The organism is Anaerocolumna chitinilytica (assembly GCF_014218355.1).
Lineage (GTDB): Bacteria > Bacillota > Clostridia > Lachnospirales > Lachnospiraceae > Anaerocolumna > Anaerocolumna chitinilytica.
In genome coordinates this window covers 3,604,089-3,624,324 of record NZ_AP023368.1, presented here as the reverse complement: position 1 = coordinate 3,624,324, position 20,236 = coordinate 3,604,089, and the positions used below count along the sequence as shown (strand labels likewise).

Annotated in this window: 16 protein-coding genes and 1 other annotated feature; of the genes, 10 read left to right on the top strand and 6 right to left on the bottom strand. The window is 39.5% G+C overall.

The window, feature by feature from the left end:
- Positions 1 to 20 precede the first annotated feature (20 nt).
- The 6 genes from bsdcttw_RS15815 to bsdcttw_RS15790 all read left to right on the top strand — a co-directional run bounded on the left by bsdcttw_RS15815 (position 21) and on the right by bsdcttw_RS15790 (position 7,228).
- A complete protein-coding gene (locus bsdcttw_RS15815) occupies positions 21 to 359 on the top strand; it encodes a L7Ae/L30e/S12e/Gadd45 family ribosomal protein (protein ID WP_225903873.1) in 339 nt (112 codons plus the stop codon).
- Between the two features lie 18 nt (positions 360 to 377).
- On the top strand, positions 378 to 3,698 hold the full coding sequence (infB, locus tag bsdcttw_RS15810) for a translation initiation factor IF-2 (protein ID WP_185255810.1): 3,321 nt from the start codon (positions 378 to 380) through the stop codon (positions 3,696 to 3,698).
- Positions 3,699 to 3,780: 82 nt separating this feature from the next.
- Positions 3,781 to 4,230 carry a 30S ribosome-binding factor RbfA gene (gene rbfA, locus bsdcttw_RS15805; protein ID WP_185255809.1) on the top strand — a complete coding sequence of 150 codons (450 nt, stop codon included), beginning with the start codon at positions 3,781 to 3,783 and terminating at the stop codon, positions 4,228 to 4,230.
- Between the two features lie 63 nt (positions 4,231 to 4,293).
- The gene (locus bsdcttw_RS15800) at positions 4,294 to 5,244 is read left to right on the top strand and encodes a DHH family phosphoesterase (protein ID WP_185255808.1); all 951 of its coding nucleotides are present in this window, start codon (positions 4,294 to 4,296) and stop codon (positions 5,242 to 5,244) included.
- A 19-nt stretch (positions 5,245 to 5,263) separates the two neighbouring features.
- A complete protein-coding gene (gene truB / locus bsdcttw_RS15795) occupies positions 5,264 to 6,166 on the top strand; it encodes a tRNA pseudouridine(55) synthase TruB (RefSeq protein WP_185255807.1) in 903 nt (300 codons plus the stop codon).
- Positions 6,167 to 6,310: 144 nt separating this feature from the next.
- Complete coding sequence (locus bsdcttw_RS15790) at positions 6,311 to 7,228, top strand: bifunctional riboflavin kinase/FAD synthetase (RefSeq protein ID WP_207726420.1); 918 nt, start codon at positions 6,311 to 6,313, stop codon at positions 7,226 to 7,228.
- Positions 7,229 to 7,325: 97 nt separating this feature from the next.
- Here the strand turns inward: bsdcttw_RS15790 and bsdcttw_RS15785 are convergent, their stop codons facing one another.
- The 4 genes from bsdcttw_RS15785 to bsdcttw_RS15770 form a co-directional block, all read right to left on the bottom strand.
- A complete protein-coding gene (locus bsdcttw_RS15785; protein WP_185255805.1) occupies positions 7,326 to 8,027 on the bottom strand; it encodes a hypothetical protein in 702 nt (233 codons plus the stop codon).
- A 49-nt stretch (positions 8,028 to 8,076) separates the two neighbouring features.
- Positions 8,077 to 9,540, bottom strand: coding sequence for a MocR-like pyridoxine biosynthesis transcription factor PdxR (gene pdxR, locus bsdcttw_RS15780; protein ID WP_185255804.1), 1,464 nt, complete (start codon positions 9,538 to 9,540; stop codon positions 8,077 to 8,079).
- A 26-nt stretch (positions 9,541 to 9,566) separates the two neighbouring features.
- Positions 9,567 to 9,956 (bottom strand): MerR family transcriptional regulator, encoded by a 390-nt coding sequence (locus bsdcttw_RS15775; RefSeq protein WP_185255803.1) that lies wholly within the window; start codon positions 9,954 to 9,956, stop codon positions 9,567 to 9,569.
- 233 nt (positions 9,957 to 10,189) lie between these two features.
- Positions 10,190 to 11,761 carry a ClC family H(+)/Cl(-) exchange transporter gene (locus bsdcttw_RS15770; RefSeq protein ID WP_197979804.1) on the bottom strand — a complete coding sequence of 524 codons (1,572 nt, stop codon included), beginning with the start codon at positions 11,759 to 11,761 and terminating at the stop codon, positions 10,190 to 10,192.
- A 260-nt stretch (positions 11,762 to 12,021) separates the two neighbouring features.
- Here bsdcttw_RS15770 and bsdcttw_RS15765 point away from each other — a divergent pair, with 260 nt between their 5' ends.
- From bsdcttw_RS15765 to bsdcttw_RS15755, 3 genes are all read left to right on the top strand, one after another.
- Entirely contained in the window at positions 12,022 to 13,158 is a 1,137-nt protein-coding gene (locus bsdcttw_RS15765) for an aldo/keto reductase (RefSeq protein WP_185255802.1), read from the top strand.
- 67 nt (positions 13,159 to 13,225) lie between these two features.
- On the top strand, positions 13,226 to 14,242 hold the full coding sequence (locus tag bsdcttw_RS15760) for an SDR family oxidoreductase (protein ID WP_185255801.1): 1,017 nt from the start codon (positions 13,226 to 13,228) through the stop codon (positions 14,240 to 14,242).
- Positions 14,243 to 14,509: 267 nt separating this feature from the next.
- Positions 14,510 to 15,751, top strand: coding sequence for an RICIN domain-containing protein (locus bsdcttw_RS15755; RefSeq protein WP_185255800.1), 1,242 nt, complete (start codon positions 14,510 to 14,512; stop codon positions 15,749 to 15,751).
- Between the two features lie 234 nt (positions 15,752 to 15,985).
- Here the strand turns inward: bsdcttw_RS15755 and bsdcttw_RS15750 are convergent, their stop codons facing one another.
- Together bsdcttw_RS15750 and dpsA are read right to left on the bottom strand one after the other, a co-directional pair.
- Entirely contained in the window at positions 15,986 to 16,573 is a 588-nt protein-coding gene (locus bsdcttw_RS15750) for a dipicolinate synthase subunit B (protein ID WP_185255799.1), read from the bottom strand.
- A 30-nt stretch (positions 16,574 to 16,603) separates the two neighbouring features.
- Positions 16,604 to 17,482, bottom strand: coding sequence for a dipicolinate synthase subunit DpsA (gene dpsA / locus bsdcttw_RS15745; protein ID WP_185255798.1), 879 nt, complete (start codon positions 17,480 to 17,482; stop codon positions 16,604 to 16,606).
- A 206-nt stretch (positions 17,483 to 17,688) separates the two neighbouring features.
- Positions 17,689 to 17,933: a binding site (T-box leader), on the top strand.
- Between the two features lie 224 nt (positions 17,934 to 18,157).
- On the opposite strand from dpsA, the gene bsdcttw_RS15740 reads away from it, so the two are divergent.
- Positions 18,158 to 20,176: a class I tRNA ligase family protein gene (locus bsdcttw_RS15740; protein ID WP_185255797.1), complete on the top strand. Its 2,019-nt coding sequence runs from the start codon at positions 18,158 to 18,160 to the stop codon at positions 20,174 to 20,176.
- The last annotated feature ends 60 nt before the right edge of the window (positions 20,177 to 20,236 follow it).

Sequence of the window (20,236 nt, the reverse complement as noted above, 5' to 3'; positions counted from 1 at the left end):
GAAATGCAAGCAGTGCAAGTATTGAAAAAAAAGTATTTTCTTATATTGGCTTAGCAGCTAAGGCGGGAAAACTGGTAAGCGGTGAATTCATGACGGAAAAGGCCGTAAAAGAAGGGAAAGCGAAGCTGGTTGTAGTTTCCGAGGAAGCATCGGATAATACGAAAAAGATGTTTACCAATATGTGTACTTACTATAAAGTGCCGATTTACTTTTTTGGCGATAAGACAAAACTCGGTCATGCTATTGGAAAAGAATTCAGGGCTTCCCTGGTTCTCTTAGACAAAGGTCTGGCTGATGAGGTAGAAAAGCAACTGAACATGTTAATGATTGACGCGGGCGATGAAAGCATCCAGTCATGATAAGTGGAGGTAGTAAGTATGGCAAAAATAAAAGTATACGAGTTAGCAAAAGAAATTAATATACACAGCAAAGATATTGTGGGCTTTTTAAATGGAAAAGGCGTGGATATAAAGAGCCACATGAGCAGTATCGACGATAAGGAGATTAACATGGTAAAAGGGCATTTTGCTCCGCAGTCAGGTCAGACTGAAAATAAACCCTCTGTAGCAGCTACAGGATTGACAACAGAAATCAAAGAGAAGAAGACGGAGACTGCACCTGTAAATCAGTTTAACAGACCTCAGACAACTTCATTTGGAGGACAGAGTACACAAAGAACTGGTTCCTCTGAACATAACAGTAATACACAGGGATCCCATAATTCCTACCAGAGACAGGACGGCGGCCAAAGGAACTACGGCGATAACGCAGATAGAAACGCACATTCTCAGGGTGAAAGAACAGAGCAGAGTCAAAGACCGGATAGGGAAGGCTTTACCCGCGCACAAGGTAGTCAAGGCTCTCATACCCAAGGGCAAGGCGCTAACAGATCCTCTTATCAGGGTCAAAGACAGGACTATGGCCAAAGACCGGATAGAGAAGGCTTTACCCGCGCACAAGGTGCTCATGCACAAGGAGCCCAGGGTTCCCAGGGACAAAATTCTTACCGTCAGGGACAAAATAATCAAAACCGCCCTTACAATAATAACCGCCCTCAGGGACAATATGGCACTCAGGGACAGGGAGGCAGCACAAGACCCCAGGGTGACAGAAATGGTCAAGGCTACCAGGGTAATTCACCAAGACCTCAAGGCGAGAGAACCGGTCAGGGTTATCAGGGTAATTCACCAAGACCTCAAGGTGAGAGAACCGGTCAGGGTTACCAGGGTAATTCACCAAGACCTCAGGGTGAGAGAACCGGTCAAGGTTATCAGGGTAATTCACCAAGACCTCAAGGTGAGAGAACTGGTTATCAAGGAGGCGGTAACCGTCCTTATGGGAACAATAGCCAGGGACAGTATAACAGAAGTTATAATGGCAATAATCAGGGACAGTATAACAGAAATGATGGCACTGGAAGCCAGGGACAGTATAATAGAAACAGTGACGGAACAGGAAGCCAGGGACAGTATAATAGAAGTTATAACGGTAACAATCAAGGACAATATAACAGAAATAATGATTCCCAGAACAGACCGGCAGGAAATGGTCAGGGAAGACCTTATGCAGGAGGCACAAGACCGGCAGGAGGCGGAGGTTTCCGTCAGGGACAGTATGGCGGCAATTCTGCTAACCGTAACGGTGGTCAAGGATTTGACCGATTTGGTGGCATGAATAAGGATAAGGATGAGCCGAATGATACAAGGAGAAGAAGCAGTTCTAATACCAGAACAGACTCCGCTAAGAAATTCGATGCACCGATTGGAATGTCAAGAAGTGATTCTGCCAGTGTAAGAAACAGCAGGGCTAATAAAAATCCGAAAAATGCAAAGAATAGTTATGAAAGACACATTGATAATGAAAACAACGATGAGATTAAACTGCCTAAAAAAGGCCAGTTTATTAAACCCAAGGCCATATTGCAGGAGAACAAGGAAGATGAAATCAAGACAATTATCCTTCCTGACATACTGACAATTAAAGAATTGGCAGATAAGATGAAGATGCCTGCTGCAACCCTTGTGAAAAAACTGTTCCTTTCCGGCAAAATGGTATCAATCAATCAGGAGATCACATTTGAAGAAGCTGAAAGCATTGCTATAGAGTATGAGATAATAGCAGAGCATGAGGTGAAGGTTGACGTTATCGAGGAACTTTTAAAAGAGGAAGAAGAGAATACAGATACTCTTGAAAAAAGACCTCCTGTTGTCTGCGTAATGGGTCATGTTGACCATGGTAAGACTTCTCTTTTGGATGCTATCAGAGAGACCAATGTTACATCTCATGAAGCAGGTGGTATTACACAGCATATTGGTGCTTATGTAGTTGAGGTAAATGGAGAGAAGATTACTTTTCTTGATACACCCGGACATGAAGCCTTTACCTCTATGAGAATGCGCGGCGCTCAGTCAACTGATATTGCTATTCTGGTAGTTGCTGCAGATGATGGTGTAATGCCTCAGACAATAGAAGCTATCAGTCATGCAAAAGCAGCCGGTATTCAGATTATTGTTGCTATCAACAAGATTGATAAACCTAGCGCAAATATTGAAAGAGTGAAACAGGAATTAACAGAATATGAGTTGGTTGCAGAAGATTGGGGCGGTGATACCGTATTTGTTCCCGTATCCGCTCATACAAAAGAAGGCATTGAGCAGCTTTTGGAAATGATTATTCTTACAGCCGACTTAGTAGAATTAAAGGCTAATCCTAATAGAAATGCCAGAGGTATTGTTATTGAGGCAGAGCTTGATAAGGGAAGAGGTCCTGTTGCTACTGTTCTTGTTCAAAAAGGAACCTTACATGTGGGTGATTCCATTGCCATCGGTTCTGCTTATGGTAAAGTTAGAGCTATGATGGATGATAAGGGAAGAAGAGTAAAAGATGCAACTCCTTCCACACCTGTTGAGATTCTGGGTCTTAACGAAGTACCCGATGCAGGTGAGATCTTTATTGCTACTACAACTGAAAAAGAAGCCAGAGCAATATCAGAAACTTATATTTCTCAGGGCAGAGAGAAGCTGCTAGCTGATACAAAAGCAAAACTATCTCTTGATGGATTATTCTCTCAGATTAAAGCAGGTAATATCAAAGAGCTTAACATTATTATCAAGGCTGATGTTCAGGGTTCTGTGGAAGCAATGAAACAAAGTTTATTAAAACTTTCCAACGATGAAGTTGCAGTTAGAGTAATACATGGTGGTGTAGGTGCAATCAATGAGTCCGATGTTAACCTTGCCAGTGCTTCTAATGCCATTATCATAGGCTTTAATGTAAGACCTGATAATGTGGCAAAGGAAAAGGCTGAGAGTGAAAAGGTTGATTTAAGACTGTATCGTGTCATTTACAATGCCATTGAAGATGTTGAAGCAGCTATGAAGGGCATGTTAGAGCCTATCTTTGAAGAGAAAGTTATCGGTCATGCAGAAGTAAGGCAGGTATTTAAGGCTTCTGGTCTTGGATTAATTGCAGGTTCTTATGTTTTAGACGGTAAGATTCAAAGAGGCAGTTTAGCAAGAATCAGAAGAGAAGGAACGTTGATCTATGAAGGCAGCTTAGCTTCCTTAAAGCGTTTCAAGGATGATGTAAAAGAAGTTGCTACAGGATATGAGTGTGGTCTGGTATTTGAAAAATTCAGTGATATCAAAGAATTTGACCAGGTAGAACTCTATATAATGGAAGAAGTTCCTAGAAAATAAGAGATATACAATGCGCCATGGGGAAATGGAAATTAGTTCCTTATGGCGCAAACCTTAACAAAGATAACAGTTAGGAGTCTATATGAGAAAGAATAGTATTAAGAACACAAGAATTAACGGAGAAGTTCAAAGAGAATTAAGCATGTTAATCAGCCGGGAGATTAAAGACCCCAGAATTCATCCAATGACTTCCGTGGTAGCTGTGGACGTGGCTCCAGATTTAAAATCTGCAAAGGTATATATCAGCGTACTTGGTGATGAGCAAGCTCAGAAAAGTACTTTGGTTGGATTACGCAGTGCAGCTCCCTATATGAGAGGACAACTTGCAAAAACCATTAATTTAAGAAACACCCCTGAATTAATTTTTGTAATAGACCAATCCATCGAATATGGTGTTAACATGTCACATTTGATTCATGAAGTAACAAAAGATTTACCAAATGATGAAGAAGAGACAGAAGAAGCAGAGGATGAAGAGTTAGAGGAAGAAGAGGCCGAGGAAGAGACCAGTGAAGATTCCAGGCTGGAATAGTTGGTGTATAAGTATTATCCTACACAAGAACTTGAAGTGATTAGAAAGGGGTAGGTGATTCGTATGGATTTGTTAAAAGAAGTGGGGAACGCTAAATTGATAGGAATAGCCGGGCATATGAGGCCGGATGGGGACTGTGCCGGTTCCTGTCTGGCCCTATACCGTTATTTGAGTCAAGCAAAAAAAGATGCGCAGATAGATTTTTATCTGGAAGAAATACCGGAGAAACTGCGTATTACAAAAGATGCTGCAAAAGTAAAGCAGAGTTACAAAGAAGGCAGAGTGTATGATATCTTCATTTCTCTTGACAGCGGAAGCCTTGATCGGTTGGGGTTTGCAGAAGAATATTTTAAGAATGCAAGAAAAACAATTAACATTGATCATCATATCAGTAATACCAACTTTGCTCAGATAAATCATGTTGTGGCAGATGCCAGTTCAACCTGTGAGGTACTGTATGAACTAATGGACAAAGCTTATCTCAATATCGCTATTGCAAAAGCACTTTATATGGGAATTATTCATGACACAGGTGTTTTTAAGCATAGTAATACTACAAAAAGGACGATGGAGATAGCAGGAAGTCTTATAGAAATGGGAGTGCCTTTCTCTGAAATGATAGATGAAACTTTTTACCGGAAGGATTATCATCAGAACCAGATTCTTGGAAGATGCCTTTTAGAAAGCATTTTATTATTAGACGGAAAATGTATAGTATCTACTCTTAGCCGGAAAATGATGGAGTTCTATGAGGTAGAGTCTGCTGACCTTGATGGAATCATTGATCAGCTCCGTATTACAAAGGGTGTTGAAGTAGCTATCTTGATCTATGAAGTAGATTTTCATGTGTATAAAGTAAGTATGCGATCCAATGGAGCTGTTGATGTCAGAAAGATAGCGGTATACTTTGGCGGTGGTGGTCATATTATGGCTGCAGGCTGTACCATGCATGGAACTCTTCACGATGTAACTAATAATCTTACACCGCATATTGAATTCCAGCTAAAGAACTGATTAGGATTGGAGTACTACCTTGATAAACGGAATAATAAATGTATATAAAGAAAAAGGTTATACCTCGCATGATGTAGTAGCTAAACTGCGTGGTATCTTAAAGCAGAAAAAAATAGGACATACAGGTACCCTGGACCCTGATGCAGAAGGAGTGTTGCCGGTCTGCCTTGGTAACGCTACTAAGCTATGTGATATCCTAACGGATAAAAGTAAAGCCTATCGTGCAGTGCTGCTTTTAGGAATAACCACTGATACCCAGGATATAACTGGTAAGGTAATGGAAGAAAGAGCTGTTACTGCCGGTAAAGAAGAGATATTAGAAGCAATTCTTTCCTTTAGAGGTAGCTACGATCAGATTCCACCCATGTACTCAGCCTTGAAAGTTGGTGGAAAACGCCTTTACGAACTGGCCAGAGAGGGTAAAGAGATACCAAGAGAGTCCAGAAAGGTTGAACTACATAGTATTACCGTTGAGAGTCTTGATATGAACACAAAGGAAGCTGTAATTGTTGTAGAGTGCTCAAAAGGAACCTATATCAGAACCCTTTGTCATGATATCGGTGAGAAGCTTTTATGCGGCGGCTGCATGAAAGCGCTAACCAGAATACGTTCAGGTGAATTTGATATTACGGAGAGTCTGAAACTTGGAGAGATTGAGACAGAGTACAAAAATGGAACATTGGATGAACACGTTAAAAGTGTACCCGCTATGTTCCCTGAGTATGAGTGCGTTACCGTAAAGAAGGAGTTTGATAAGCAGCTTTACAATGGAAATTTCTTAGTTCTGAATCAGTTGGAACAAGAGAAGATTAATGTATCCAATAACAAAGTACTTGTTTATGACGGAGAAAATAACTTTGTGGGTATCTATGAATACTGCCCGGAGCAAGAGATAATTAAACCCTATAAAATGTTTTTATAAAAGACATTATACACACTCAATTGAAGCAGTTTAGCAAGTAAGATTGCGAAATGCATGGAGATTAGGTTGAAAACAAAACAGTTTTTTCAACTGCAGATTCAGGAATATTCAAACATGGATTGGATATTCACGAAAGAGGTTAATATGGAATATATAGCTGGAACAGCAGATTTTCATTTGGAAAAAAGTGCAGTTACTCTTGGGAAGTTTGACGGACTGCATCTGGGCCATCAGCTTTTACTGAATAAGATTACAGAGCAGAAAAAAAAGGGATTAAAGGCAGTTGTGTTTACCTTTTTCTATCATCCTGTTAATCTGCTTTCAGATAGAGAAATGGAATTAATCTATACGGAAGAGGAAAAACAGCATATCTTAAGAGAATATGGTTTGGATGTCATGATTTCCTTTCCTTTTACCGAAGAGACCAGATCCATGGAACCCGAGAAGTTCATTGAAGATATTCTTATCCATAAAATGGATGCTAAATATATTGTTGTAGGTTCTGATTTTTGTTTTGGCAGAAACAGAAGAGGAAATACTAAGATGCTTCAGGAATATGCTGATATTTATGGTTATGAGCTTGAAATTATCGAAAAGAAAACCATTGAAAGTGAAGAGATCAGCAGTTCTTGTATCAGAGAGCAAATTAGTAAAGGGAATATGGAAAAAGTTACGAAGCTTCTTGGAAGATCATTTTCCGTTATGGGAGAAGTTCTTCATGGCAGGAAAATCGGCAGAACCATTGGTTTTCCAACTACAAATTTGATACCGGAGAAGCAAAAGCTGCTGCCCCCCGATGGTGTATACATCTCTATTACCACCATTGACGGAGTGGAATATCCCGGAATCACAAACGTAGGTCATAATCCTACAGTAGGAGTTACACCAGAGAAACGAGTGGAAACCTATCTCTTTGACTATGACAATGATTTGTATGGAAAGTATATACAGGTGTCATTTCTGGAGAGAATGAGGGGAGAAGAAGTATTTGGGTCTCTGGAGGAACTGAAAGCTCAGATGGATAAGGACCTTATGTATGGCAGAGAATACTTTAAAATCTAGAGAAAGCAGAAAACTGAAACTATAATAATCTAAAGCACCAGTGCTGTGAGTAAACAGCACTGGTGCTTTTTCTTTGCAGGAATATTGTTTTACATGTCTATTTAATCAGAGTGAAAATCTCAAATTTTCTTTTTCCTATTACCTGATGTTCTAATCTTTTTATACCGGTTTGTGAGAGCTTTTGACCCTTATCCATGGAGACAGCTATGATTGTATTATTAGAAGCAAAATTTCTTAAGCTATTAATTAATTTATCCAGGCAATCGTCATTACCATGCCATTCCACTAAATGCCCGTAAGGTATATCTGTAATTATGATATCGGGAGAGAATATCTGAGGAGTCAGATTTAATGCATCAGCCTGAAAAATCTTTATAGATATGTCTTTCTTTAAGAAGAGGCCTAATCGATCTGCACTTATTTGGGCATCCATATGGGAGCTTTTCGAGTATTTAAGATACAATTCCTGAAGCTCATGCTTTCGTCGTGCTAATCCTTCCTTTGTTAATAGGGATAGGTTCTTCTCGGCTGTCGTAAGCATATTTTCATCGATATCACTGCCAACGATAGAAGAGATAGACCGTTGATTTAAAAATCCAAGAACAGTTAAGGAATATCCTCCGCCGCAACAGCAATCATATAAGCATAAATCTTCTTTCTTTTCAGAATAAGAGAGACATCTGCCATATAGCTCATTGATTAGACGTACTGGATAATTAGGGACGTTTTTCGCATTGTAGAATACACGTCCACTTGCAAAATCCTCATAATTTTGGTTAACTGCATATTTATAGTTCATTCTTCATTCCTTTAATCAGCTTCCTTCTTATGAAGGCGTTTTCAATATTTCAATTTAAGTGATACTTGATAGTATCATACAAACTGGTGATACCTGCAGTGATTTCATTTTCCGAAAGATTCGCATAACCTAGAAGAATTCCTGGATAACTGCTCTTGTTCGGGGTAATGTAATGTCTGTTTAATCCATAGAGTTTAATACTGTTATCCCCCGCCAGGGCTAGTAACTCAGATTCTGAGAGGGAAGTCTTAAAGTAAACTACCAGGTGAAGACCTGCATTCTCACCTTCAATGATAATCTTATCCTGAAAGATTTTAAGAGTCTGAAGCAGCAAATCATGCTTATTCTTGTACAGAGTACGAATCTTATTAAGATGCCGTTCGAAATAGCCATCGCTCAGAAAATGGGTTATAATATACTGATCTACTCTTGAAACGGTGGAAGAAAACATACCAAGATATTTTTTGTACAATAATAATAACTCTTCGGGCAAGACCATATATCCTACACGTATGGCTGGTGCAATGGCTCTTGAAAAAGTACCAAGGTATATTACTTTTTCAAAGGAGTCCATGCTCTTTAGGGCAGGAATCGGCTTTCCTTTATAACGAAACTCACTGTCATGATCGTCTTCAATGATATAGCGTTCTTTTTTTAAGGCTGCCCAGGCCAGCAGTTCCTGTCTTCTCTTTACAGGCATTACGATTCCTAAAGGATACTGGTGAGAGGGAGTTACATAAACAACATCTGCATCTGTACTAAAGAGGTTGTCCACGCAGATACCATTCTGGTCCAGTTCAATGGGAATTACATCATACTGCATTCCAATGAAAATTTCATATGCCCTCTTATAGGTGGGATTTTCCATGGCAATTACATTTTCCGTTTGACGGGTGTCTGATAGGGAGGTGCCTGAGGAATCCGAGAGAGAGTCAAGCTTTTTACGGTTGAATAGTCTTGATAAAAGCAGCAGTAAGTAATCTGTTCCTGCTCCTACAATAATTTGATCTGCGGAACATATAACACCTCTTGAACTGTAAAGGTATACAGCGATAGCATTACGCAGAGATTCGTCTCCTCTGCTGTCGCCTAATAGAAACAACTCATTGTTGTATTCGCTCATACAATCCTTTGAGAGCTTTCGCCAGGTATTATAGGGGAAACTGTTAATATCAATTGCAAAAGGCGAGAAGTCAAACTGACAGGATTGTTTTATCTGCTTTTTTACTTCTTTTTTTATGACAGGCAGGGTTGGTATGGAAGTGAGTGCGGAAACCGCAGCGACGTAAAAGCCACTCTTTGGAACCGATTCAATATAACCTTCCGATACCAGCTGAGAATAGGCCATATCCACGGTGTTCCGGCTGATAGTAAGGTGTGCGGCAAGACTTCGTGCGGAAGGCAGTTTAGAACCCTTACTTAGCCTGTCATCCTTGATTTCATTCTTAATATAGGAATATATCTGTTCATACATTGGAACAGCAGATTCCGTATCTATTGGCACAGAGAGCATGAGAAGCCTCCTAATTTGAGAAAATATTATACAGCATCAAGTTTATCACCATCTATATGAAAGATACCAATTTCCTTATAGTGATTAATTTTATAGTTGACGGTATCCAGGCTCTTTTCCAGTTCATTCATCTGCTGTAAGATATGCTGTTTATGCAGTAACAGCATGTCCTTACGAATCTCTGCAGTTTCCTCGCCTTTTAGACATAGGTTCATGAATTCCTTGATATTCTCAATAGACATTCCGGAATTCTTCAGGCAGCAGATTAACCCAAGCCAGGCTATATCATTATCAGAAAATTTGCGGATTCCGGACGGGGTGCGCTTTACCAAAGGAAGCAGTCCTTCCTTATCATAATAACGCAGGGTATATATAGACAGACCTGTTCTCTCAGAAACTTCTTTAATAGTATACATGAGAATTCCTCCAGTTATCAGATTGTGTAAAGGTCCATATTAGGGCTGATAACACAATAGTTTTCTTAAACCATAACATACTAACTCCCTAGTGTCAATCAGTCCGTATTATTACTAAATGTGAGGATATGAGAAAGATATGAAAGAGTTTACAGAATATAAAAGTTGACACATCAGGGAAGTAGGGTAATTCACAGAATAAAAGCTGGATGTTAAGTCTGATAGGTTCTATATTAAGTAAGAACAGAAGACTCCGTAAGATCAGAAATGCTGTTTCGAATAGTAGCTTCCTCTTTAACATCCGTTAAAAGTACCAAAAGGTCACCTTCTTTTAGAATCGTGCTGCCATTTGGGATAAATTCCTGGTTCTCTCTTTTTACTGCTATTAAAAGGCAGTTATCAGGCATTCCCAGTTCTTTGATTTTTTTATCGGCTGCAGGTGAGCCATGATGTATGATTGATTCAAATGTAACCTTACTATTGACGTCCATCCGCATATATTCCGAACCTATGTTATGAATCAAAGAATGCAGCAGCGAGTCATAAATCGGAGCGCTCTTTAACATATCTGCAGTCATATATGAAATAACGGAAACTACTGTAAGGGGGAGCAGAGTAGTTACGGAACCAGTCATTTCAGCTAATAGAATAATACCAGTTATTGGTGCTCGTACGATAGCACTGAAAAATCCACACATGGACAGAGTAACCAAAGTGTAGAAAACATTTTCCGGAAGACCTAAGTATTGGATAGAAATCTTAGCGGTAATACCACCAGCCAGGGCACCCATGACCAAAAAGGGAAAGAATATGCCACCTGGGGCTCCAGAACCAAAGGATATGACGGAAAAAAGAAATTTTAGCACCAAAGCAAAAAGCAGGAACAGAAGACCGGATTTAAAATTAATTTTATTGATTAGAACATGTCCTCCACCGCATACAAAGGGAAAGGTGAGACCTAGAATACCTGCCAGAAGAAAGGGAAGCAAAAGAATGTAGCGACCTATTAATTTCTGCCCTTTTTTATATAATTTCTGGGATAACAAAATTGATTTATTATAAAAAAATCCAAAAATACCAAGAAGAATTCCTAAAAGAAGCAAGATCCAATAGCTCTTAAGCGGTATATCAGCAAATTGACCGAATAGAAAAACAGGAGCAGTTCCAAATATCAATTTAGAAACATAATCAGCGACCACCGCGGAAGCCAGAGCTGAAAGACATACGATTGGAGAGAAATACTTATATATTTCTTCCAGGGCAAACAGGGCACCGGCTAACGGAGCATTAAAAGCAGCGGCCAGTCCTGCACCTGCACCACTGGCAATGAGAATCTTCTTTTCAAATTTGGTTTCTGAAAACTTATCAGCAAGGCCTTCAGCTACAGAAGCGCCTAACTGAATGGATGGGCCTTCCCTGCCAAGGGATAAGCCGGCCAGAATTGCCAGGATACCTCCTGCAAATTTTCCTATCAGAGTAGAGAGCCAATTCTGAGTTATGTATCCTGATATTATCCCTTTTACCTGTGGGATACCACTTCCGCTGATTAAAGGATATCTTTTAACTAGAAGCATGGTCAGCAGTCCCAAACCTGCCAGCAGTATAAAGAGGAAGGGAATTAATTGGAGGTGGTTCCGAATGAAATGATATGCAGAAAAGGAAGCGAATTCTGCTTTCAGCAGTAGAAAACGATAAGCACTGGATATTAATCCTGCAAGAAGCCCTGCAATCATACTTTTAATAATAATACTCATTTGCCTTGAATATTCCCTTACTGCCTGACTATAGTTGTTTGTTTTTTTCATATATACTCCATTTTATAAATCTAATATTAAAGAGGAATCATTTTTTAAGAAATGTCCCAACATAAAATTATAGACCTGTTACCTAGATGCCTCAAGTAACATTTTTACTAAAATTTTATATTTATTTATTAAATTTTAAGAAAATTCGTAATGATATTATTGTGGTCATAAAATTTAGTAGAAAATCATTTGACCTAGAGTTAACTCTATGGGATATAGTGTATTTAGAAATAATATTACGAATCACAGGGGGTTTTGCAATGAATTACAGAAGTTTTGGAAAGTCTGGTTCTTTGATTTCAGCTTTAGGTTTCGGATGTATGAGATTTCCGGAATATGAAAAGGATGGTAAATGGTATGTTGATGACGAGAAAGCGATACCTATGCTTTTAAAAGCATACGAAGAAGGTGTCAATTATTTTGACACTGCGCCATATTATTGTCACCACAACAGTGAAATTACAGTTGGTAAAGGACTGAAAGGAATCAGAGACAAGGTCATGGTTTCTACTAAGATTCCGGTGGATAGATGTAAGGAATCCGGCGATTACAGAAGATTATTAGAGAAGAGCCTTAAAAAACTGGATATGGAGTATATCGATTACTATCATTTCTGGGGACTAAGTAAAGAAGAGTTTGATAAGAGTGTTCTTGGTCTTAATCTTTTAGAGGAAGCAAAGAAAGCAAAAGAGGAAGGACTGATTAAGCATATTTCCTTCTCCTTTCATGATAAAGCAGAGTATATCAAGTATATTATTGATAAGGCAGAGGAGAGAGGCATTCCAATGGAAACCATGCTGGTTCAATACAATCTTCTTGATAGAAGCAATGAAGAAATGATTCAGTATGCTGCTTCCAAAGGACTTGGTGTTGTAGCTATGGGACCGGTAGGCGGCGGCAGATTGGCAGCTCCGACAGATCTTTATACAAAACTTACAGGAAAACCTTCCATATCAACCTATGAATTGGCCTTCAAGTTTGTTCTTGGAAATCCATACATGAGCTGCGCCTTATCCGGCATGGAAAATATAGATATGGTGGAAAAGAATGTAGCTATAGCAAGTAATGCAGAAGGACTTACCGAGGGCGAATGGACACAGCTTGGAGAATCTGTTGAGAAATTAAAGAAGTTCAGTGAACTTTACTGTACCGGTTGTGCTTACTGTCAGCCATGTCCCGCAGGTATCGATATTCCTAAGATATTTAATATGTACACCTATCACAATGTTTATGGACTTACTGATTATGCTAAAAATGAGATGCAAAGCTATAAAAAGAATGAAGGTAAAACCATTGCAGATTGCAAGGATTGCGGACTCTGTGAAAAACAATGTCCTCAGAGCTTAAAGATCAGAGAAGAATTAAAAAGAGTGGAAGAAGTATTGATTGGCAAGTAAGGCTAGTTAGTATTAAAGAAAGAAAACCGGCAAGAATATTTTACGGGTAAAAATAAAGGAGGTAATGATGAAGGTACTATTTATTGGCGGAACCGGAACTATAAGCACTGCCATTTCAAAAGAGCTTATCAAAGAAGGCCACGATTTGTATTTATTGAACAGAGGCAGCAAAAATGCCGTATTTGACGGAGAAGTAAAAGAATTGATAGCTGATATCGCGGAGGAAGACAAAGTTGCTGAGCTGATTAAAGGCCATAACTTCGATGTAGTCGCAGACTTTATAGCATTTGTGCCGGAACAGCTTCAGAGAGATTACAGACTCTTTAAGGATAGAACAAAACAGTTTATATTTATAAGTTCGGCATCTGCTTACCAGAAACCTTTAGGAGATTACCGCATAACGGAAGGGACGCCACTCTCTAATCCTTATTGGGAATATTCCCGAAATAAAATAGCCTGTGAAGATTATTTGATGAAGCTTTACCGTGAAGAGGGATTCCCGGTAACCATTGTAAGACCCAGCCATACCTATGATGAGAGGAGTGTTCCTGTAGGTGTTCATGGTGCTTTGGGCAGTTATCAGGTAATAAAGAGAATGCTGACAGGCAAGAAAGTCCTTATACATGGTGACGGCACATCGTTGTGGACCTTAACCCATAACAGCGACTTTGCAAAAGGGTTTATCGGACTGATGGGTAATCTTCATGCAATTGGGGAAGCTGTTCAGATTACTTCCGATGAGACACTTACCTGGAACCAGATTCATAAAGCAATTGCGGATGCTTTGGGTGTGGACTTAAAGGCATACTACGTCTCCTCCGAATTCCTGGATGCAGTAAGTAATCAGGATTATAAAGGGGCATTAATAGGTGATAAAGCCAATTCCGTGGTATTTGATAATTCTAAAATTAAGAGGCTGGTTCCCGGGTTTACCTGTACCAGACGATTTGACCAGCAGGTTAAGAACATAGTAGAATATGTACTCAGTCATCCGGAATGCCAGAAGGAAGATGAAGAATTCGACCTGTGGTGTGATAAGGTAATTGATACATTGGAAAATGCGGCAAAAGTTATCAGAGGTTAAACAGTTTATAACAGAAAGATTGCAGGAAGGAAATTAAACCCAAATCAATCTTTCTGTTTTTTTTACTATACAACCTGAAAATAGTAAAAATACGACAAATATTAACAAAATATATTTACATATTATAGCAATTAGTGTATAATATTCCTTGCACGGAGGATTCAATTACATAAAAGATGGCTGAACCCAAAATCCCCTATATTCTGGATTTCAATATCATGATCGCGCGGCATGATATGAAATAATAAATGAGAAGGAGATATATTTATGTTAAGAAAAGGGAAAATGGTAAGCTTGTTGTTGGTTTTAGCTCTTATTATTTCCATGCTGCCTTCGGTGAGCCCAAAAGCTGCTACAAACTGGTCTTTGGTTTGGAGTGATGAGTTTAACGGAAGCAGTCTGGATACCTCCAAATGGACGGCAGAGATAGGAACAGGTGTTAAAGGATGGGGTAATAATGAGCTGGAGTATTACACTGACCGTTCACAGAATGTTACAGAGAACGGTGGAAATCTTGTAATAACAGCCCTGAAGGAATCTTACGGAGGAATGAATTATACTTCTGCAAGAATCAAGACACAAGGAATTAAGAGTTTTACCTATGGGAAGATAGAAGCTAGAATCAAGCTTCCTTCCGGCCAAGGAATTTGGCCTGCTTTTTGGATGTTGGGTGATAATATTACATCCGTTAACTGGCCGAAATGCGGCGAACTTGATATTATGGAACGTGTAAACAATAATGCATTTGTGAATGGAACCGCTCACTGGGATTCTAATGGACAAGCTGATTATGGACTGACCTCAGGTTCTCTTGATTTCTCTCAGTTCCATACCTACTCTCTTGAATGGGATGCTAGTTATTTAAGATGGTTTGTTGATGGTACTCAGTTCTGCGAGATGTACATTCAAAATGGTACAGGCGGAACAGAAGAATTCCAGAAACCTTTCTTCTTGCTCTTAAATCTTGCTGTTGGCGGAGACTGGCCCGGAAGTCCAAACAGCTCAACTGTTTTTCCGGCACAAATGCTGGTAGATTATGTTAGAGTATATCAGGCTCAGTCCAATACCTCACCTATTGTGAGTGGCGGAATCTATACTCTGGCAGCTAAATGCAGCGGAAAAGTTTTGGATATCAAAGATAATTCTACTGCTGATGGAGCAAAGACACAGCAATGGACCAACTATAGCGCAAATAATCAAAGATTCCGTATCGATGATATGGGAGGCGGGTATTATAAACTGACTGCTATACATAGCGGTAAATGTCTGGATGTTCCCTATGGAGCAGCTACAGAAGGCCTGCAACTCCAGCAGGCTGCGGATAATGGTAATGATGCGCAAAGGTGGAAGATAGTAGATGTGGGAGGTGGCTATTACAAACTGGTATCAAAAGCTACCGGATTTGCAATGGACGTTTCCAACTCATCTACAGCGGACGGAGCGGTAGTGCAGCAATGGACGGATAACGGCACAGATGCCCAGAAATGGTATCTGACTAAAGTTCAATAGTAGTAGAAAAGCCTGGAATGATGTGGATCGGTCCCTGTCAGGCAGACGGGGGGCGGTTCATATTCCGGGCTTTTATTGTAGCAGAAGGTTAGTTTTTCTAAAGGGGACGGAAATTTGCACAAAGCCGAAAGACTCATGCGCTGGTTCCAAGGCGCATTCGTTCTTTCGGCTTTGTGCAAATTTCCTGTAAATATATAAATAAGGTTTGGCGTTTCTATTATAGAATAGTGAATATTAGAATGGACTGATGACAACGGGCTGAAGTTGTTTTCCTTCGAGAGCACTTTCTAAGGTAAGCGTTAGCAGGTGAGTATGAGCTATCATGGATTTGGGTTTTCCGGTAGGACTATCCTGACCGAAGGGAACAAAATAGATATTTTTTTGATTTAAGAGGGTACCGATATTTTTTAAGTTATTACCAAGAGCATCGTTGGTGGCAATGGATAAAACCAGTGGCTTGTTGTTGCGGATGTGAGCTTTGGCAGCCATTAAAACGGGAGTATCGGTAATACCGGTAGCCATCTTAGCTAAAGTATTGCCGGTGCAGGGAATAACAGCCAGGATATCAAACATTTCTTTGGGGCCGATAGGTTCGGCATCCTCAATGGTAGTAATAGGTTCATGGCCGGTTAGCTCAACTAATCTGCGGCGAAAATCCTCTGCCTTACCGAAACGGGAATCAATTTTCTGAGCATTAAAGGAAAGAATAGGGTATACATTGGCATCTTCTCTTAATAGTTTTTCAATTTCTTCAAAGGTTTTATCAAAAGTACAAAAAGAACCGGTTAAAGCGATTCCAATGTTTTTATTATGCAATGACATAAATACCTCATTTCCGGAGAAAAATCTGTTCTAAAGAGATGGTTCTCCAAGACTACTTAATAGATAACTGGTTAAAAAATCTGCGCTGGCCTTGGGGGCATATTTTCCCGGGAGACCAAGACTTAACTTAGCGGTACGGGACAACTCCTTAGCTGAACTAAAATCAACTCCGCCAGGTGCGGAAGCAATATCAATGATAACCACATCCTGTTTGGTTTTAGATAAGAGCTCTTTATTTAATACCGGGGCAGGGATTGTATTAAAAATATAATCAAAGTCGGATATTACAGCTGAAAGTTCCGTCAATGGCAGGGCGTGGAAGGAAGAAGTTTTTGCCTGGGCCATAGCAAGAGGAGCTCTTGCAGCAATCGTAACTTCACCGCACAAGCCCTTTAATTTTTCAGCAAGGGTCTTTGCACATCTTCCATAGCCTAGTATCAGACAGGAGCTTCCATGAAGATTGCCGCTGCCGTTAATAATAGCTTCTGCTATGGTTCCTTCTGCCGTAGCAATGGTATTAAACAGGGTGATTTCCTCTTCTTCCATAAAATCATTGTAATAAATATCATTTGCTTCACAGAAATCCTGAATGTTCTTGGTAAAACATCCACCGTAAAGCTTATGGCCTTTCTTTAGATGTTTGCAAAGAATCTCAGGAGTCAAATCTGTTTTGGTATCCACGGATAAGATGTGAACGCCATTTTTGGTAAAGGGTATGGGGGTTAGAATAACTCTACTGGAATCTATTGCTTGGGCCAAAGATTTAGCATGTTCCATGCTGTTTTTATCACATAGGTTCTCAAGACCATATAACAACACAGAAAAGCCCCGGGAAATTAAATTATTAGCCATATAGACCTGCCTTAAATCTCCGCCGATAATGGCAAAATCATAAGTCATAGAATTCATTTATGAGCCTCCGGGATGCATATAAGCTGAATAAATCTTAACTAAAATACAACTTATACAGAATTGATTTAGATAATTTCAATATATGGCACTTTTCTAAAAAAGTTCGCTAATAAAAGGAAGGTCTTAAGAACAAATAATGGAATAAATCGACATTTAGAAAGCCTCTTGACAATCGAAGAATTTCTGAATATACTAAAGAAAAAAGAAAAGCTATGAAGAGAAAAGTAATCTATCGGAAGTTTACAGAGAGCTCCAGTTGGTGGGAAGGAGCAGCGAAAGACAGACGAAACAAGCCTCGGAGCTTCATACGGATCGGTCATATACTTAAGCCGTGATGCTATGACGTAGGTCTGCGTTATAAGACTAGAGTATGTTCGTACTTAAAGAGGTTAATATGGTGACATATTAATAAAAAATAGGGTGGTACCGCGATAGATTCGCCCCTGTAATTACGATTGCAGGAGGTGTTTTTTTATACCCTTTTTCAGGGAAAATTAAATTAATGAAATAGACAGCAGGAAAAAGTAAGATACTAAAAGATAAATTGAAATACAGATGGAATAGATGCAAAGAGGAATTGTGACAGATTCCTGAAAATCCATTCGAAGTGAATAAGTGGGAACAGAGTTCATGACAAAAGAAAAACAATGAGAAAGTAAAAGGAGAATTAATATGTTTGGAAAAGAAAATACCCGTCCGGAATTTCCCAAAAGAGCAGTTATCACAGCCGGGATGCCATATGGAAACAAGGAGCTGCATTTTGGCCATATTGGAGGCGTGTTTGTTCATGCGGATACCTTTGCAAGATTTTTAAGAGACAGAATTGGTGAAGAGAATGTTATCTTTGTATCCGGTACTGACTGCTATGGTTCACCCATATTGGAAAGCTATCGTAAATTAAAAGAAGAAAAAGGGGCAGATTACAGCGAGACAATCAAGGACTATGTAAGGAAAAACCATAATCACCAAAAAGAAACCCTTGCAGCCTATGAAATCAGCTTAAGTCTGTATGCAGCATCTGCTCTTGACAGAGCAGGCGAGATTCATAAGGAAATGTCACAAGAAATATTTGATACACTGTATAAGAATGGCTTCCTGGAGAAATTAGCAACTCCCCAATTCTTTGATCCGGACTTTGGAGTATTTCTAAACGGAAGACAGGTAATCGGAAACTGCCCGATTGAAGGCTGTGCGTCAGAGAAAGCCTATGCTGATGAGTGCTCTCTGGGTCATCAGTATATGCCCAGTGAACTTTTAAATCCTAAGAGTACCTTATCCGGCAAAACACCGGAAGTGAAAGAGGTCGCTAACTGGTATTTTAAGCTGGAGGAATATACCCAGTGGCTTCTTGATTATGTTGCGAAGGAAAGAAAAGAAAATACCAGAAAATATATAATAAAGACCATAGAAGAATTCTTAAAACCTCCTTGTATTTATGTAAAGAAAAGTGAATTTGAGAGAACCGGAGTAACAGAAGACGAGCTTAATACCTTATTGCCGGAGCATGAGTTGTCCAAGGAGGATAATAAGTCCTCCGTAACTTATTTGTTTCAGAATCTGGGTGAAAGGGATAGTGCAAGAGATGTTTTAAACAATAAGGGAATACGTTTCCGTACCGGAAAGACTCTGGTACCCTTCCGTCTCTCCGGAAACATTGAATGGGGTGTACCGGTGCCCGATACAGAGGACATGAAGGATTTAACCTTCTGGGTATGGCCGGAATCCTTATGGGCACCAATTTCTTTTACTAAGACTTATCTGGAAATGCAGGGAAAAGAACAGACGGAATGGAAAAACTGGTGGGAATCAGAAGATGCAAAGGTATATCAGTTTATCGGTGAAGATAATATCTACTTTTATGGTAATGCTGAAATGGCCTTATTCTCAGCACTGAAGCTTCAATATGGTGATAAAGGAGATGTGGACAATTTCATAGCTCCTCAGCTTATTGCCAACAGACATATATTGTTCATGGATAAAAAGGCAGGCAGCAGCAGTGCCATTAAGCCGCCTATGGCAAGAGATTTATTGGAGTTCTATACACCGGAACAGCTGCGCATCCATTTCTTAAGTTTAGGTCTATCTCAAAAGAGTGTAAGCTTTAAGCCGCAGGTTTATTTACCGGAAGCAGAAAGAGAAGGAGTGGACCCCGTATTAAAAGAAGGCAATCTTCTTACAAATGTATTCAACCGGTTGGTTCGTTCCTGTTTCTATACAGCTCAGAAATACTATGATTCGAAACTGCTTAACAATGAAATCAGCGAAGAGGTAAGAAAAGAATCAGAGGAAGCGGTTCTTACTTATGAGAGGCATATGTACAACCATGAATTTCACAGCTTAACGTATGTATTGGATTCCTATATCCGTTTTATGAATAAATATTGGGTCAATAAAATGAGGACAGCTGAAACCACTGATAATGATACTTTAAGAAGACAGGTGCTTGCAGATTCTCTTTATGGAGTACGAATTGGTATTCTGTTATTACATCCGATAGCTCCCACCGGCTGTGAGAAAATAAGAGAGTATCTTAAAGTGGATGAGAAGATCTGGAACTGGGATTATGCTTTTAGCACACTGAATGAGCTAGTAACAGATAAAGAAAATCACAGTCTGAAGTTCTTAGAGCCTAAGGAAGATTTCTTTGAGAAGCATAGCAGACAACTGGAAGCTTATGCGGATGGTGAATAATTGATTGTATTGTATGAAGCGGAAAGGACGATAAAGTACCATAACCGAAAAAGAGTGCCG